This is a genomic window from Pseudobutyrivibrio ruminis DSM 9787, assembly GCF_900218035.1.
GTDB lineage: Bacteria > Bacillota > Clostridia > Lachnospirales > Lachnospiraceae > Pseudobutyrivibrio > Pseudobutyrivibrio ruminis.
In genome coordinates this window covers 154,708-172,319 of record NZ_OBMR01000005.1, presented here as the reverse complement: position 1 = coordinate 172,319, position 17,612 = coordinate 154,708, and the positions used below count along the sequence as shown (strand labels likewise).

The window sequence follows — 17,612 nt, the reverse complement described above, 5'->3', positions numbered from 1 at the left end:
ATAGTAATCATGAAAAATCGAAGGGGAATGCCCTACAAAGAGGAGGATTACTATGAGTGAATTTAACAATTTAAAGCTTGAAGTTGCTGATGAGATTGCGGTACTTACTATCTCTCGTCCAGCAGCACTTAATGCACTTAACAGCGAGACTCTCGATGAGCTCGATGTTGCATTAACAGAAATCGAAGCAAGAGACGATGTAAAGGTTCTTATCCTTACAGGCGGTCCTGATAAGAAGGATAACCCATACAAGTCATTTGTTGCTGGAGCAGACATCTCTGAGATGGTTAACTTCACAGCAGCTGAGGCTCGTGCATTTGGTATGAAGGCTTCAGTTCCATTCTTTAAGCTTATGAATATGAGACAGGTTACAATCGCTGCTGTTAACGGCTTTGCACTTGGCGGTGGTTGCGAAATCTCTATGGCTTGCGATATCCGTATCGCTGCTGACAATGCTACATTTGGTCAGCCAGAGACAGGCCTTGGAATTATCCCAGGTTTCGGTGGCACACAGAGACTTGCTCGTCTTGTTGGTATGGGACGCGCTAAGGAGCTTATCTTCACATGCGATTCAATCGATGCAAACGAGGCATACAGAATTGGTCTTGTAAACAAGGTTGTTGCTAAGGAAGAGCTTATGAACACAGCTAAGGAAATGGCTAAGAAGATTGCTTCAAAGGGAAGCTACGCTGTTTCTATTGCAAAGGCTGCAATCAACAATGGTTACGACATGGACATCAAGAATGCAGTTGAGATGGAGGCTAACCTCTTTGGTATTACATGCTCTACACACGACAAGGCAGAGGGCATGGGTGCATTCCTTGAGAGACGTGCTGCAAATCTTACAGATTTCTAATAAAATTAATTGATTTTTTACCACCCTTGCAAAAAGGGTGGTTTTTTTGGTTTTGCTTGTAAAATAGGGCATAAACAGTTATCATAATTAAGATTAGGTTAATTATATAATTTAGGAGATATTATGGGTAACGATTACATGTTTGAAGATGAAAATGAACAATCATCACAGCAGAATACAAACAACCAATATAACAATCAGTACAATAATAGTCAGTACAACAATCAGTACAATAATCAATACAACAATCCAAACTACGGATATAATCAGCAGGCATACTATTATCAGCAGCCTCCTAAAAAGGCAGATAATGGCTTAGCTATAGCATCACTGGTATTAGGCATCATTGCTTTGCTGTTATTCTTATCATTCTTTAATATTTTATTAGCTTTGGTTTCAATAGTTCTTGGTTGCATTTATTTATCACAGGCAAAAGGACAAAAGGGTAACCAAGGCCTCGCTATTGCAGGTATCGTCACATCAATTATAAGTGTTGTTCTTTGCGTGGTTTGCTATGTATTTATTATTGCAAATATTGCAAACATTTATGACGCAAGCGAAGATATTCTTCAGTATTACGAAGAGTACGATGAGGACTACTTGGACAATTATCTGGATGACAATCAGATATTAGAGGACGAGCTTCATTCATTAGATGAGGATGATACATTATAATTTTGGTTAGAGGTGCTTTTAGCACTTTTTGGCATATTTAAATAAGAGAAGGGATATCTGACGAGAAAGGATATCCTCTAGAAAGGAATTACTTTTATATGTACAACAAGGTAGACGCAAGCCTGAACTTCGTTGAAAGGGAGAAGCAGGTAGAAAAGTTCTGGAAGGAAAATGATATCTTCCAGAAATCAATGGATTCAAGAAAAGAAGGAGAGACATACACATTCTATGATGGCCCTCCAACAGCAAACGGTAAGCCTCACATTGGGCATGTTGAGACTCGTGCAATCAAGGACATGATTCCTAGATATCAGACTATGAAGGGCAAGTTCGTTCCTCGTAAGGCTGGTTGGGATACACATGGTCTTCCAGTTGAGCTTGAAGTTGAAAAGCTTCTTGGCCTCAATGGAAAAGAACAAATCGAAGAATACGGTATGGAGCCTTTCATTAAGAAATGTAAGGAATCTGTATGGAAATATAAAGGTATGTGGGAGGATTTCTCTGGCACAGTAGGTTTCTGGGCAGATATGGACAATCCTTATATCACATATGATGACAATTTCATCGAGTCAGAGTGGTGGGCTCTCAAGACTATCTGGGACAAGAAGCTCCTTTACAAGGGCTTTAAAATCGTTCCATATTGCCCACGTTGTGGTACTCCACTTTCTGCACAGGAAGTTGCACAGGGATACAAGACAGTTAAGGAACGTTCAGCAATCGTTCGTTTCAAAATCGTAGGTGAGGATGCTTACTTCCTTGCTTGGACAACAACACCTTGGACACTTCCATCAAACCTTGCACTTTGCGTTAACCCAGATGAGACATACATCCGCGTAAAGGCAGCTGATGGATATACATATATTCTTGCTGAAGCACTTGCAGACAAAGTATTAGGCAAGCTTGCTGAAGAAGGCGAAAAGGCATACGAAGTACTTGAGACATATAAGGGTACAGACCTTGAGTACAAAGAGTACGAGCCACTTTTCGAGTGTGCTGGCGTTGCAGCTACAAAGCAGCATAAAAAGGCACACTTCGTTACATGTGATACATACGTTACTATGTCAGATGGTACTGGTATCGTACATATCGCCCCTGCATTTGGTGAGGATGATGCAAAGGTTGGACGTAAATACGACCTTCCATTCGTTCAGTTCGTAGATGGTAAGGGTGAGCTTACAGCTGAGACACCATATGCTGGTCAGTTCGTTAAGGATGCAGATCCTAACGTACTTAAGGATCTTGATGCTGAAGGCAAGCTTTTCGAAGCACCAAAGTTTGAGCATGAGTATCCACACTGCTGGAGATGCGACACTCCACTTATCTACTATGCTAGAGAGTCATGGTTCATCAAGATGACAGAAGTTAAGGATGACCTGATTAAGAATAATAACACTGTAAACTGGATTCCAGATTCAATCGGTAAGGGACGTTTCGGCGATTGGCTTGAGAACGTTCAGGACTGGGGTATCTCTCGTAACCGTTACTGGGGAACTCCACTCAACATCTGGGAGTGTCCAGACTGTGGCAAGCAGATTTCAATCGGTAGCCGCAAGGAATTAGCAGAGCTTTCAGGACGTGCTGACGCAGAGACAATCGAGCTTCACCGTCCATACATCGACGAGGTTACATGCACATGTCCTGAGTGTAAGGGCACAATGAAGCGTGTACCAGAAGTTATCGACTGCTGGTTCGATTCAGGTGCTATGCCATTTGCTCAGCACCATTATCCATTCGAGAACAAAGAGGTATTTGAGCAGCAGTTCCCAGCTAAGTTCATTTCTGAGGCTGTTGACCAGACACGTGGATGGTTCTATTCACTTATGGCAGAATCAACACTCCTCTTCAATAAGGCACCATATGAGAACGTTATCGTACTTGGTCACGTTCAGGATGAAAACGGACAGAAGATGTCTAAGTCTAAGGGCAATGCTGTTGATCCATTTGACGCACTTGAGAAAATGGGAGCAGATGCAATTAGATGGTACTTCTACACATCTTCAGCACCATGGATTCCAAAGAGATTTGGTGAGAATGCAGTTATGGAAGGCCAGAGAAAGTTCCTTGGAACACTTTGGAATACATACGCTTTCTATATCTTATATGCAAACATTGATGAGTTTGATCCTACAAAGTACGAGCTTGATTTCAGCAAGCTTGCAGTTATGGATAAGTGGATTCTTTCTCGTCTCAACTCAGCAATCAAGGCTGTTGATGACAACCTTGGTTCATACAAGATTCCAGAGGCAGCTAGAGCTCTTGATGAGTTCGTAGATGACTTATCTAACTGGTATGTTCGTCGTTGCCGTGATAGATTCTGGGCAAAGGGCATGGAGCAGGACAAGATCAATGCTTACATGACACTTTACACATGCTTAAAGGATATCTCACTTGCAGCAGCACCTATGATTCCTTTCATGACAGAAGAAATCTATCAGAACATGGTTCGCTCAGTAGACAAGACTGCACCAGAGTCAATCCACCTTTGCGACTTCCCAACTGTTAATGAATCATTCATTGACAAGAAGCTTGAGGAGGATATGGATGAGCTCTTAAAGATCGTAGTTCACGGTCGTGCATGTAGAAATACAGCCAACATCAAGAACCGTCAGCCAATCGGTCAGATGTACATCAAGGCTGAGCATGAGCTTGTTGAAATGTACGTTAGCATCATCGAGGATGAGCTTAATGTCAAGAAAGCTACATTCACAGAGGATGTTTCAGCATTCACATCATACTCATTCAAGCCACAGCTTCGTACAGTAGGACCTAAGTATGGTAAGTTCTTGGGTGGCATCCAGAAGGCACTTTCATCACTTGATGGAAACGCAGCATATGCAGAGCTTAAGGCAAATGGGGTTATTAAATTGCCTGAGGTTGATGCATCTATCGAGCTTGCAGAGGAAGACTTACTTATCTCTATGGCTCAGACAGAAGGCTTCGTAGCAGATGGAGACAACTACGTAACAGTACTTCTTGATACAAACCTTACAGAAGAGCTCCTTGAGGAAGGCTTTGTTCGTGAAATCGTTTCAAAGATTCAGACAATGCGTAAGGAAGCTGATTTCGAAGTTATGGACCGCATCACAGTAGCGTACAAGGCTGACGAAAAGGCTGCCACAATCTTCGAAAAGAATAAGGCTGAAATCGCTGGGGAAGTTCTCGCTGACGAAATCATCGTAGGCGAAACAGGCTCACACGTTAAAGAATGGAACATCAACGGTGAGAAGGTAACCTTAGCCGTAACACGTAAGTAATTCGTACACTAAAGATAGCTCGTAGGTGACGAGCGAGCCATTAGGAGGGGTTTTGAGATATGAAGAGACAGATGCCAAGCACAAGAGAGATTGAGCAGGAGATAGTAGGCCGCGTCAAGACTATGTTCCGTAAGGACTTTGAGATGGCAACTAAGGAGGAGATTTATAGAGCTTGCGCCGAAGTTGTCAACGACGTGGTAATTGATAACTGGCTCACTACTCAAAAATCATTTGTGCAGCAGGATCCAAAGTGCGTATATTACATGTCTATGGAGTTTCTGATTGGTCGACTTCTTGGAAACAACATGATTAATATGCGTGGATATACAGAGGTTATGGATGCCCTGGATGAATTAGGGGTTGATATAAACGAAGTAGAGGACCAGGAGCCAGATCCAGCACTTGGAAATGGTGGTCTTGGTAGACTTGCAGCATGCTTCCTTGACTCTCTTGCAACTTTACAGTACCCAGCTTATGGCTGCGGTATTAGATATCACTATGGTATGTTCAAGCAGAAAATCGAGGATGGCTATCAGCAGGAAGTTCCAGATAATTGGCTTCAGACTAGATACCCATTTGAGCTTCAGCGTACCGAGTATGAATTTGAAGTTAGATTTGGCGGATGGGTTCGCTATGATAGTCAGCCAGATGGCACAACAAAGTATATTCATGAGGGATATAATGCTGTAATAGCTACACCTTATGATTTACCTGTCACTGGTTTTGATAATGGTATGGTTAACACTCTTATGATTTGGGATGCCAAACCAAAGGAAGTGTTCAGACTTGACTCATTTGAAAAGGGTGACTACAGCAGAGCGGTTGAGGATATGAACCTTGCAAGAAACCTTACTGAGGTTCTTTATCCAAACGACAATCATATTCAGGGTAAAGAGCTTCGATTGAAGCAGCAATACTTCTTTGTATCTGCATCTATTCAGAGAGCTCTTGCAAAGTATTTGCGTTATCACAAGGATATCAAGAAGCTTCCTGAAAAGGTTGTATTCCAGATGAATGATACTCACCCAACACTTACAGTTGCGGAGCTTATGCGTATCCTTATGGATGTACATGGCTTAGGCTGGGATGAGGCGTGGGAGATTACAACGCACTGTGTTGCCTACACAAACCACACCATCATGTCAGAGGCTCTTGAAAAATGGCCACAGGATATCTTCAAGAGATTGCTTCCACGTGTCTTTATGATAGTTGAGGAAATCAACCGCAGATTCTGTGATGAAATCAGAGCCAAGTTCCCTGGTGACGAGGAGAGAGTACATCGTATGGCAATCCTTGCAGACGACCAGGTCAAGATGGCACACATGGCAATCGCCGCAAGCTACAGTGTTAATGGTGTTGCAGCTCTTCATACAGAAATCCTGAAGAATGTTTCTCTTCATGATTTCTACGAAATGTATCCTGAGAAATTCAACAACAAGACCAATGGTATTACTCAGCGACGTTTCTTGATGCATGGCAATTATAAGCTTTCAGATTGGGTAATCAAAAAGATTGGCCGTGGTTGGATTACAGACTTATCTCAGATGAAGAAGTTAGAGAGCTTTGTTGATGACAAGAAATCTCTTGATGAGTTTATGGCTATCAAGCTCGATAACAAAAAGCGTCTGGCTAAGTATATATTAGAGCATAATGGAATCGAGGTTGATCCTAATTCGATTTTCGATGTTCAGGTTAAGAGATTACATGAATACAAGCGTCAGCTTTTAAATATTCTTCATGTAATGTATCTCTACAATCAGATTAAGGAAAATCCAGAGATGGACTTCTATCCAACTACATTTATCTTTGGTGCTAAGGCTTCTGCAGGTTATGAAAATGCAAAGCTTATCATCAAGCTGATAAACAATGTAGCAGCGGTAATCAACAACGATAAATCAATCGACGATAAAATCAAGGTTGTCTTTATTGAAGATTATCGTGTATCAAATGCTGAATGGATATTTGCAGCAGCTGATGTTTCAGAACAGATTTCTACAGCTTCAAAGGAAGCATCTGGTACTGGAAACATGAAGTTCATGCTTAATGGTGCCGTTACAATCGGTACAATGGATGGTGCAAATGTAGAGATGTACCAGGAGCTTGGCGGAGAGAATATTTACATCTTCGGTATGAGCTCAGATGAGGTAATTGCTCACGAAAAGAATAATGACTACAATCCAGTAGATGTTATGAATGGAAATCATCACATTCAAAAGGTATTGCAGCAGCTTGTAAATGGCAATTACAGTATTGATAATCCGGAATTGTTCCGCCCACTTTACAATTCTCTTTTAAATACACAGTGTACAGCAAAGGCTGATACATACTTTGTATTAAAGGATTTCGCATCTTATTGTGAGACTCATGAAAAGATTCAGGAGGCTTACAAGGATAAATATAAATGGGCAAAGATGGCACTTGAAAACGTAGCTCATGTTGGCAAGTTCTCATCAGATAGAACAATCCAGGAGTATGTAGATGATATTTGGCACTTGGATAAGCTTGATTTGAAATAAGTGCCTAGAAGGAATGTTTACAGACTATGAATGACAAAAGAAAATATATACCTTGGATATTTATTCCATGTATTCTTGCATTTGTTTTGCAGGTTGGAGCCAGCTTATTCGTAATTCAAGCAATCGTTACTTATGTACTTGCTACATTTAATGGCAGTACCTACGAAGATCTTGTTAATGCGCTTGTAGATGCAATGCTATCGGATGGAGCAAATGTTCTTTATATCATATATGCTGTTGCTGGAATCATTATTTTTACATTCGTGCAGAAGAAGATATTTAGTGATGATAAGCAGACTAAGCTATCAGAGGTATCAAAGAATGTTCCAGCTACAATAGCAGGCGTATTGCTCTTTTGCTTAGGCATGCAATACGTTAGCAACTACCTTACAGCTGCATTAGCGAGTGCATTTCCATCATGGCTTGAGGAATACGAAGAGCTTATGGAGACTGCAGGCCTGGATGACAGCCTTACACTTATCATGGGCATATATGCAGTTGTTCTTGCACCAATATGCGAGGAGCTTATTTTCAGAGGTGTTACATTTAGCGCAGCTAAAAAGGTTATGCCATATTACCTTGCAATCATTGTACAGGCAATCCTCTTTGGTGCCTTCCATATGAATGCAATCCAAGGCTGCTATGCATTTGTCCTTGGACTTGGAATGGGCTATGTAATGCACTTATACAACAATATATTTGTTACAATTATTATCCATATGATATTCAACTTGATTGGCACCTATGGCTCAGATTTCTTGCCATACGGTGGCGATACAGTTATCGGATTCTTCTTGTGGATGCTGGGTTCCCTTGTTGTTACTTACGTTTCAATAATTCTTCTCAGAAAAGGGGCTTCATCTGTTAAGGAAAAGGAATTTACAGCCGATATATAATTACACGGACGATAATAATCACAGGACTAGGAAGGCACGCCTTCCTGGTTTTTCTTTTTACTAGAAACTGTGATAAGGAAAACGGACTTTCCCTTTATAAATTAAGTTTCATTTATAGGAGGAAAGAGCATGGTAATTCAAAATTCCGAGGTCAAAATGGCCGCAAAAAGTACTTTCACTGCAACAACGAAAGTGGAGTATGAGGACACTATCCGGCCGGCAATCAAGCTGGGCAATGTGGTGATGGCAGATGATGGAGAAGGATTCCTTTCATCGCTGAACTATGAATTGAACCAAAACGGGGAGGTGCAGGAAGCAGGAGAAAAATCTCCTACAGAATCAGTAGTTGCAAATATGCAAACCAGAATGCAGACGATGCATTATTTGCTCAGGGCTATATTGATGAGCAAGATTTTCGGCGACGATTCTGAATTCAAGAGTATGTTGCAGGAAATTTTTAAAAGCAATGAGGGATATTATCAAACAACCACAATCAACTACGAATACAGTGAAAGTCAAGAGCTGGCTTACTCAGCTGTAGGTACTGCAGTTACTGCAGATGGCAGACATCTGAACTTCAATTATGGTTTTGCAATGTCGGAATCATTTAAGGAAGAATTCCAATCTGTAGAGGAAAACTTTGTAAGATATATTGATCCATTGGTGGTAAATCTTAATGACAATCCAACGAAGGTATCTGATCAACCATTCTATTTTGATTTGGATGGAGATGGGGAGAAAGATAATCTTCATCAGTTAGAAGCAGGCTCGGGATTCTTGGCACTTGATAGAAATGAAGACGGAGAAATCAATGATGGAAAAGAGCTGTTTGGAGCAACGACAGGAGATGGCTTTAGAGAGCTTGAAATTTTTGATGAGGACTGCAACGGATGGATTGATGAAAATGACAGCATCTTCGAGAAACTAAGAGTTTGGACCATGAATGAAAAAGGAGACATGGAGCTTTACACATTAAAACAGTCTGATGTGGGAGCAATCTATCTTGGCCGTGTAGGAACAGATTTTGTGCAGCATGATGATGAACACAAAGCAATGGCAGCAATGCGTGAGACAGGAATCTTTTTACATGAGTCAGATGGACATGCCGGAAGTGTTCAGCACGTTGATTTTGCCACCTAATCTGCTATAATTGACCTAAGTATTTTAGGTGGGTTTAATGATATGAAAATATTCGGGGGCAAAAGAAGATTAAAGAGCAACAGTGCACTTGCTATTGCAGCAGGTTGTGCTGTTGCTTTTATGTTTATAGCTACGGTTATCAGTATAGGAATCTATCAGCAACGCATGGATGAAGCTAAGGAATTGCTGGTTGAGGCGGAGTATGAGCAGTACGATTCCTATGTAATTATGATTTCTTCAAATGATTCATCGGACTTTTGGCAGGATGTATATAAATCTGCCAAGGAGTATGGCTCTGAACAGGGTGTGTATGTGGATATGCTTTCTACCAGTATCGACAAATCATATTCAAAAGCGGAGTATATGGAGATGGCCATCGAATCCAATTGTGACGCCATCTTTCTAGAGGGAGACGATTCTCCAGAGACAGCCGAAATGGTGGCAAAGGCAAAGCATGCAGATATTCCTGTATTCACACTGGAGTCAGATATCGATATGGCAAATCGCGTTAGCTATATTGGAGCTAATAGCTATACTATCGCCAGCTTATACGGAGAGTCTTTAATTGAGAATCTCGCAAAGCAAAAGAAGGTAATGGTTTTGGCTGGTAATACAGTCAATCCTACTGAGGCAAGTGCTTTTGTTAATAATATGCAGTCGGCATTGGACGGTCGTGAATTGCCAAATGGAAACTTGGATTTTGAAGTACGCACGGTTGAAAGCAAGGATGCTTTTGCAAATGAAGAGTATATCCAAAATCTCTTTAAGGAAAATGATTTGGCGCCAGTTGTAATCTGTCTTGACCAGGAATCTACAGAAAGCTTTTATCAGGCCATGATTGACTACAACAAAGTTGGTCAGATAATGCTTTTAGGAAGTAATGTTTCACCTACCATTCTTACTGGAATAAAACAGGGGGTTATTCTTAGCACAGTATATGTGGATGCACAGAGCATTGGCGTATCTGCAGCAGAAGCATATATCGAATATAGGGATGCAGGATATGTATCTGATTACATCAGTGTTGACGCAAATGTAATCGATGCCACCAACATCGATGAAGCGATGGAGGAGGTAGAAAATGAGTAGAATCAAGCGAAAATCTATCTCCCTCAGACAAAAGATGATTATGTCATTTTGTATTCCTACGGTACTGCTGTTCCTTGTAAACATGATGCTGTACTTAGGAACTGCCCAGATGCTTAACTCTCTGGATGTTATCTACGCCAGCAATAATACACTGAACAATTTAAGTGAGAGCCTGGACCGTTTGCAGAATGCCACAGCAGGCTATTTAAATACCAAAACCAGTGATGCGTTGGAACAGTACTATATCTACGAAGAAGAGTATTCTGATTTAGTAGATGATCTGGATGACAACAAGGATGATAATGAAAACAGAGTCCTTGAGAGAAATATTAAAAATATGTCGGAAAACTACCTGGAGCTTACCAATCAGGCAGTTGAAAGTAAACGTGGTGGTAATGTAGAAAAATATAAGAGTATCTATGAGGAGGCTGCCAGAACATATGGCTACATAGATACCAGCATTACAAACCTCAACAATCAGCAGTTCATCAACAACTCTAAATCCTATGGAGCTATGATGACAGCCCTTCAAACCCTGGAAGAGCTGAATATTTTAACACTTGTAATTATCGGTATTGCCAATTTGTTTTTCGTAGTACTTATCGCATCAACTATTGCAGACCCACTTATAAAGCTGGCAGCTACAGCCAACAGTGTGTCCCAGGGAGACTTCAATGTAGAGCTTCTGCCTGTTAAAAGCAATGATGAGGTAGGCGTAGTAACAAAAGCATTCAACAAAATGGTTGTATCTATAAAGAACTATATCGAAAAGCTTCGTGAATCTATGGAAGTGGAACGTCGCCTCAAGGAAAACGAGCTGATAATGGAGAACCATATTAAGGATGCAGAGCTTCGATACTTGCAGTCACAGATTAATCCACATTTCTTGTTTAATACTTTGAATGCCGGCGCCCAGCTTGCCATGATGGAGGGGGCAGACAGGACCAGCAATTACATTCAAAGAGTGGCCGATTTCTTTAGATACAACATCAAAAAGAACAAGGATGTTGTATCATTACGTGAGGAAATTGAGCTGGTAGATATTTACATTTACATCATAAATGTAAGATTCGCAGGGGAAATCCAGTTCACTAAGGAGATTGATGAGTCACTTCTTGGGGTAAAGATACCTAGTATGATACTTCAGCCTATTGTTGAAAACAGTATCAACTATGGCCTTAGAAATATTGATTGGACCAAGAAAATAAAGCTTTCTGTGTATGAACTGGGTGATTATATATGTGTCAGCATCAAAGACAATGGTATTGGAATGACACAGGAAAAGATTGAGCAGGTTTTGGATGGCACATATAAGAGCAATCCTGCTAAATCCACATCCAATGGAGTTGGATTAAACAACTGTATTGAGCGTCTTAACATCTTCTACGAAAGTGAGGATGTATTAGATATTATATCTGAGGGAGAAAAGATGGGAACGGAGACAATTCTTTATCTTCCAAAGAAGGATTATGAGAAGGAATAAATGTAATGTATAAAATAATGTTGGCGGATGACGAGGGAATAGTCATCGATTCATTGAAATTCATAATAGAAAAGGAATTCGGAAGCAAGTGCGATATCCGTACAGCCAAAACCGGTAGACAGGTCATTGAGCTTGCAGAAGAGTATCAGCCGGATATAGCCTTTATGGATATTCAGATGCCTGGCATCAACGGCATCGAAGCTATGCGAGAAATTCGAAAGACCAACAGTCATATTGTATTTATAGTAATGACTGCGTACGACAAATTCGATTATGCAAAGGAAGCTATTTCCCTGGGGGTTTTGGACTACCTAAACAAACCGGTTAGTAGAGATGGAATCATCACCATTCTAAATAAAGCCATGGGGCAAATCGATGGTGAAAGAGCAAAGCGAAGCAATGACCTTCGAGTTAGAGAAAAGCTGGAGACTGTAGTGCCAATTATTGAAAATGGTTTGATTCAGGATTTACTTTTCAAGGAATACTTTAAAGAGGATATTGATAATTACAAAACTCTGCTTGGAATTGATTCGGAATATGGATACATGGCCTGCATGGTATTTGGTAGAGAGATGGTGGGAAACTACATGACCAGTGCTGTAGCGGTTTCCATTCAGGCTCAGAAATCATATCGAGAGATTCACACCATAACCGAGGACTATATAAAGGGAATTATGGGAGCGGTAATGTCTAATAAAATACCAATCCTTATTCCGACAGACAGTAGCACATTGCCATATAATGAAAGAAATAATGTGGTAGAAAGTGCAAGAGCACTATGCCGAAAGCTTTCAGATAGATTTGATATGGATTTTCGAATCGGATTTGGTTCGGTGAAGCCGCTGGATAGAATGGCGGAATCATACGAGGAGGCAAACTCAGTGCTGATTGCAACCACAAGCCATGTGGCCCACGTGGATGATATGCCTGTTGCATGTCAGTACGAGGAAAGTTATCCAATGGATTTGGAAAAGCGTTTGTTTAATGAAATATCCCTTGGAAATGTTAATGAGACGGTGGCATTATCACAGGCGTTCTTTGAGTGGATGGAAGAAAACTACGCAAATGATAATGACAGTGTTCGATTGAAATGCTTGGAGTTCGTTCTTTGGGCGGAGCATCTATCTTATGAAAAGACAGCTCGTGTATACGAGTTTAAAAGCAGGGCAAATTATTTGTCAGAGCTATTGAATCTTGGGGGATTAAACGAAGTAAAGCATTGGTTTATTGAAAAGATGAAGGCTGCTGCTGTTTGGGTGGCAAACAAGCAGGAAGAGCAGTCCATGAGTGTTGTCAATAAAGCAAGGCAATACATAGATGAAAACTATATGAAGGAATTAACTCTCGATGATATATCCCGAATGGTTAATATCAGTTCATATTACTTTTCAAAGGTTTTTAAAGAGGAGACAGGTGAGAACTTCATTGACTATCTTACAAAGCTACGTATCGAGGCGGCTAAGAAGCTGCTTAAGACAACTAGCAAGTCCATGAAGGAGATATCAGCGGAGGTAGGATATCCGGATCCAAACTACTTTTCACGTAACTTTAAAAAGTATACTGGAAAGACACCTACAGACTACGCGAAATGTAACTAATAATTATTGGGGTGAATAAGAATGAAAGGATATATGAAAAAGATAGTGGTGATGACACTATCCCTTGCGATGCTTTCAGGATGCGCTAGTAGCTCTGCAGATAGCGCAAATACTTCTTCTAATAAAGAAGATGGTATTGAAATTGGCTTGTGTTTTGATTCATTTGTAATAGAGCGCTGGGAGAAGGATAGAGATGTGTTTGTGGATACAGCATCATCTTTAGGGGCGACGGTTAATGTTCAAAATGCAAACGGTGATGTGGATAAACAAATCGAGCAGATTACATATCTGATAGATAAGGGCGTGGATTGTCTGGTAATAATTCCAGTAGATGGTGAAGCCCTAACAGATGTAATCAAAACCGCTAAAGAAAAAGATATTGCTGTGGTTTGTTACGATAGAATTATCCCAAATTCAGACACAGACCTTTACATATCATTCGACAATAACATGGTAGGCAAAATGCTTGGAGAGTCTTTGGCAGATTCTGGTGCAAAAAGCGTGGTAATGATTTGCGGTCCACTTACTGATGGTAACGTGCCTATGGTAAACGACGGATTTTATTCAGTTATGAATGAAAACGATATCGAAATCCTGGACACATACTATTGCGAGGGCTGGAAGGCTGAGTTAGGTGGTGCCTATGTTTATGACAATTTGGACACTATCAAGCAGGCGGATGCCATAATGTGTGGCAATGATGATGTGGCTACATCTGTAATCAGAGCTTTGGCTGTATGCCAGCTGGCAGGTGTAAAGCCGGTGGTTGGCCAGGATGCAGATTTACCTGCGTGTCAGCACATTGTTGAGGGAACACAGCTGATGACAGTGTTTAAGCCAGTGAGCAAGCTTGCAGAGCAGGCGGCGCAGCTTTCAGTACAGCTTGCCAGTGGAGATGATATTGATGTGGATTCCACAATAAGTGACGGGCAGTATGAAATCCCTTATGTGGCTACGGAGCCAGTGGCAGTGACCAGAGACAATATCGATGAAGTGATTATAGACAGCGGATTTCATTCAAAAGAGGACGTTTATATGAATGTTTCTGAGGAATCCGGTGAAAATGAATAGCAAATTTTTGCATGACAAAAAATGACTAGCACAAAAATGTGCTAGTCATTTTTCATTGTGTGAATAAAGTTAGACAAAAATGTGAAGAAAGTGACAACCATTTTCAGACATCTTCATGATATCGTATCTATAGTAACAAACAAACCTAAATGAAAGGGAGGTTTTCAAAGAATGAAGAGAAAGTTATTAAGTGTACTTTTGACAGGTGCTCTTGCAGCTTCAATGTTTGTAGGTTGCGGAACTAGCACAGAGACAACAGACACAGGTGCAGCTGGTGGGGATACAGCTACAGAGACAACAGATGATGGTGGTGCTACAACAGCAGGCGGAACAAAGGTTGGTGTTGCAATGCCTACAAAGGATCTCCAGAGATGGAATCAGGATGGTGCTAACATGCAGTCAGAGCTTGAAGCAGCTGGCTACGAAGTAGACCTTCAGTACGCTTCAAACGATGTTCAGACTCAGGTTTCACAGATTGAAAACATGATCAACTCAGGATGTAACGTTCTTGTAGTTGCAGCTATCGAAGGTTCATCACTTGGTGAAGCTATGGATATGGCAGCTGAGAAGAACATTCCAGTTATCGCATATGACCGTTTGATTATGAACTCAGATGCAGTTTCATACTATGCAACATTCGATAACTACAAGGTAGGTCAGGTTCAGGGTCAGTACATCATTGATCAGCTTGATCTTGAGAACACATCAGAGACATTCACAATGGAAATCACAGCTGGTGACCCAGGTGATAACAACGCTGGTTTCTTCTATGATGGTGCTATGGATCTTCTTAAGCCATACATCGAGGCTGGTACACTTGTTGTTAAGTCTGGTCAGGTAGATTTCGCAGAAGTTGCTACTCCAGCATGGGCTACAGAAACAGCTCAGTCACGTATGGAGACAATTCTTTCTTCTAACTACGCTAACGAAGACCTTGATGTTTGCCTCTGCTCTAACGATTCTACAGCACTTGGTGTTGAGAACGCACTTGCAGCAAACTACAAGGGTGAATATCCAATCATCACAGGTCAGGATTGCGATATTGAGAACACAAAGAACATGATCGCTGGAAAGCAGTCTATGTCAGTATTCAAGGATACACGTACACTTGCTTCACAGGTTGTTAAGATGGTAGGTCAGATCCTCAGCGGTTCAGAAGTAGATGTTAACGATACTGAGACATATGACAATGGTACAGGAGTTATTCCTTCATACCTTTGCGAGCCAGTATTCGCTGATAAGGACAACTACAAAGAACTTCTTATCGATTCTGGTTACTACACAGAAGATCAGCTTCAGTAAAAGCAAATTATTTTCCTAGCTATGGCGAAGGAAATATGATTTGCCACGAGCAGCTCACATTGGGCGAAGCCCAATTATAATAGCTGCTCTTCCCGAAAATAATAAAGGGAAATTAGATAGGGCGAGCCTAGCTCGCCCTATTTTAAAGAAGAGAATGTTTTTAAGAAAATAAAAGTTATTTTAAGGAGGGAGACTTAAGTGGGAAAAACAATACTTGAGATGAAATCAATCACCAAAGAGTTCCCAGGAGTAAAAGCCCTTGATAACGTAAACTTAAAGGTAGAGGAAGGCGAAATTCATGCTCTTGTAGGCGAGAATGGTGCTGGTAAATCTACTCTTATGAACGTTTTAAGTGGTATTTATCCATTTGGATCTTACACTGGAGACATCGTATACAATGGTGAAGTTTGTCAGTTCCAAAAAATCAAGGATTCTGAGGAAAAAGGAATCGTTATCATTCATCAGGAATTGGCGTTAATCCCTTATATGTCTATAGGTGAGAACATGTTCCTTGGAAATGAACAGGGAAGCAAGGCAGCTATTGATTGGGACAAAACATACGCAGAAGCAGACAAATATTTAAAGATGGTTGGTTTATCAGAAAGCAGCCGTACTTTAATCAAAGATATAGGTGTTGGTAAACAGCAGCTTGTTGAAATTGCAAAGGCATTAGCAAAGAATGCTAAGCTCCTCATTCTTGATGAGCCAACATCATCACTTAATGAAACAGATTCGAGAGCACTTCTTGATTTACTTCTTAAATTCAAGCAGGAAGGAATGACATCTATCATCATTTCTCATAAGCTAAACGAAGTTTCTTATGTAGCAGATAAGATTACTGTTATCCGTGATGGTTCCACAATCGAAACTCTTGATAAGAGTGTAGATGATATTTCAGAAGATAGAATCATTAAAGGCATGGTTGGTCGTGAAATGACAGACCGTTTCCCTAAGCGCCACGGTGTAGAAATCGGTGACATCGCTATGGAGGTTAAGGATTGGACAGTTTACCATCCACAGTTTTCAGAGCGTAAGGTTGTTGATGGAGTATCAATGAATATCCGTAAAGGCGAAGTAGTTGGTATCGCTGGTCTTATGGGTGCTGGACGTACAGAGCTTGCAATGAGTATCTTCGGAAAGGCTTATGGAACTAACATTTCAGGTCAGCTTTTCTTAAACGGTGAAGAAGTTCATTTAAAGAATATCAAGGATGCAATCAAGCATAAGATTGCATACGTAACAGAAGATAGAAAGGGCAATGGACTTGTTCTTACAAATCCAATCAAGATTAATACAACTCTTTCAAACCTTTCATCACTTTGCTCTAAGCGTGTTATCGATCAGGATAAAGAGTATCAGGTAGCAGAGGAGTACAGAGATAAGCTCAAGACAAAATGTCCTACAGTTGAGCAGAACGTTGGAAACCTTTCAGGTGGTAACCAGCAGAAGGTTCTTCTTGCTAAATGGATGTTTGCAGATCCAGATGTACTTATTCTTGATGAGCCTACACGTGGTATTGACGTTGGTGCTAAGTACGAAATCTACTGCATCATCAATGATTTGGTTGCAGCAGGAAAATCAGTAATAATGATTTCATCAGAGCTTCCAGAAGTACTTGGTATGTCAGACCGTATATACGTTATGAACGAAGGTAAAATGGTTGGCGAAATGGCAGGGGCAGAAGCTTCACAGGAAAGCATTATGTCTTGCATCTTGAAGTCATAGAAGGGAG

Annotated in this window: 12 protein-coding genes; all 12 read left to right on the top strand. The window is 40.8% G+C overall.

Annotated features, from left to right (window positions below; all coding sequences use genetic code 11):
- Positions 1–52 precede the first annotated feature (52 nt).
- The 12 genes from CRN97_RS05795 (at position 53) to mmsA (ending at position 17,605) form a co-directional block, all read left to right on the top strand.
- A complete protein-coding gene (locus CRN97_RS05795; RefSeq protein ID WP_044937166.1) occupies positions 53–856 on the top strand; it encodes an enoyl-CoA hydratase-related protein in 804 nt (267 codons plus the stop codon).
- 123 nt (positions 857–979) lie between these two features.
- Positions 980–1,531, top strand: a complete 552-nt coding sequence (locus tag CRN97_RS05790) for a DUF4190 domain-containing protein (protein WP_097076188.1) — start codon at positions 980–982, stop codon at positions 1,529–1,531.
- Between the two features lie 98 nt (positions 1,532–1,629).
- Positions 1,630–4,785 carry an isoleucine--tRNA ligase gene (gene ileS / locus CRN97_RS05785; RefSeq protein WP_097076187.1) on the top strand — a complete coding sequence of 1,052 codons (3,156 nt, stop codon included), beginning with the start codon at positions 1,630–1,632 and terminating at the stop codon, positions 4,783–4,785.
- A 59-nt stretch (positions 4,786–4,844) separates the two neighbouring features.
- Entirely contained in the window at positions 4,845–7,301 is a 2,457-nt protein-coding gene (locus tag CRN97_RS05780) for a glycogen/starch/alpha-glucan phosphorylase (RefSeq protein ID WP_097076186.1), read from the top strand.
- Positions 7,302–7,327: 26 nt separating this feature from the next.
- A complete protein-coding gene (locus CRN97_RS05775) occupies positions 7,328–8,197 on the top strand; it encodes a CPBP family intramembrane glutamic endopeptidase (protein ID WP_097076185.1) in 870 nt (289 codons plus the stop codon).
- Positions 8,198–8,326: 129 nt separating this feature from the next.
- Positions 8,327–9,337, top strand: coding sequence for a hypothetical protein (locus CRN97_RS05770; protein WP_097076184.1), 1,011 nt, complete (start codon positions 8,327–8,329; stop codon positions 9,335–9,337).
- Between the two features lie 42 nt (positions 9,338–9,379).
- The gene (locus CRN97_RS05765; RefSeq protein WP_097076183.1) at positions 9,380–10,426 is read left to right on the top strand and encodes a sugar ABC transporter substrate-binding protein; all 1,047 of its coding nucleotides are present in this window, start codon (positions 9,380–9,382) and stop codon (positions 10,424–10,426) included.
- Positions 10,419–11,909 carry a sensor histidine kinase gene (locus CRN97_RS05760; RefSeq protein ID WP_242962007.1) on the top strand — a complete coding sequence of 497 codons (1,491 nt, stop codon included), beginning with the start codon at positions 10,419–10,421 and terminating at the stop codon, positions 11,907–11,909. Before CRN97_RS05765 ends, CRN97_RS05760 begins: the two co-directional genes overlap by 8 nt.
- 5 nt (positions 11,910–11,914) lie before the next feature.
- Positions 11,915–13,507, top strand: a complete 1,593-nt coding sequence (locus CRN97_RS05755) for a response regulator (RefSeq protein WP_097076182.1) — start codon at positions 11,915–11,917, stop codon at positions 13,505–13,507.
- A 33-nt stretch (positions 13,508–13,540) separates the two neighbouring features.
- Positions 13,541–14,578, top strand: coding sequence for a sugar ABC transporter substrate-binding protein (locus CRN97_RS05750; RefSeq protein ID WP_242962005.1), 1,038 nt, complete (start codon positions 13,541–13,543; stop codon positions 14,576–14,578).
- A gap of 171 nt (positions 14,579–14,749) precedes the next feature.
- Positions 14,750–15,880 carry a multiple monosaccharide ABC transporter substrate-binding protein gene (chvE, locus tag CRN97_RS05745; protein ID WP_097076180.1) on the top strand — a complete coding sequence of 377 codons (1,131 nt, stop codon included), beginning with the start codon at positions 14,750–14,752 and terminating at the stop codon, positions 15,878–15,880.
- Between the two features lie 219 nt (positions 15,881–16,099).
- On the top strand, positions 16,100–17,605 hold the full coding sequence (mmsA, locus tag CRN97_RS05740; RefSeq protein ID WP_408633910.1) for a multiple monosaccharide ABC transporter ATP-binding protein: 1,506 nt from the start codon (positions 16,100–16,102) through the stop codon (positions 17,603–17,605).
- Positions 17,606–17,612: the final 7 nt, after the last annotated feature.

Coding starts and splice junctions, on each gene's coding strand:
- CRN97_RS05795 (WP_044937166.1), top strand. CDS start 53: ATGAGTGAATTTAACAATTTAAAGCTTGAAGTTGCTGATGAGATTGCG.
- CRN97_RS05790 (WP_097076188.1), top strand. CDS start 980: ATGGGTAACGATTACATGTTTGAAGATGAAAATGAACAATCATCACAG.
- ileS (WP_097076187.1), top strand. CDS start 1,630: ATGTACAACAAGGTAGACGCAAGCCTGAACTTCGTTGAAAGGGAGAAG.
- CRN97_RS05780 (WP_097076186.1), top strand. CDS start 4,845: ATGAAGAGACAGATGCCAAGCACAAGAGAGATTGAGCAGGAGATAGTA.
- CRN97_RS05775 (WP_097076185.1), top strand. CDS start 7,328: ATGAATGACAAAAGAAAATATATACCTTGGATATTTATTCCATGTATT.
- CRN97_RS05770 (WP_097076184.1), top strand. CDS start 8,327: ATGGTAATTCAAAATTCCGAGGTCAAAATGGCCGCAAAAAGTACTTTC.
- CRN97_RS05765 (WP_097076183.1), top strand. CDS start 9,380: ATGAAAATATTCGGGGGCAAAAGAAGATTAAAGAGCAACAGTGCACTT.
- CRN97_RS05760 (WP_242962007.1), top strand. CDS start 10,419: ATGAGTAGAATCAAGCGAAAATCTATCTCCCTCAGACAAAAGATGATT.
- CRN97_RS05755 (WP_097076182.1), top strand. CDS start 11,915: ATGTATAAAATAATGTTGGCGGATGACGAGGGAATAGTCATCGATTCA.
- CRN97_RS05750 (WP_242962005.1), top strand. CDS start 13,541: ATGAAAAAGATAGTGGTGATGACACTATCCCTTGCGATGCTTTCAGGA.
- chvE (WP_097076180.1), top strand. CDS start 14,750: ATGAAGAGAAAGTTATTAAGTGTACTTTTGACAGGTGCTCTTGCAGCT.
- mmsA (WP_408633910.1), top strand. CDS start 16,100: ATGAAATCAATCACCAAAGAGTTCCCAGGAGTAAAAGCCCTTGATAAC.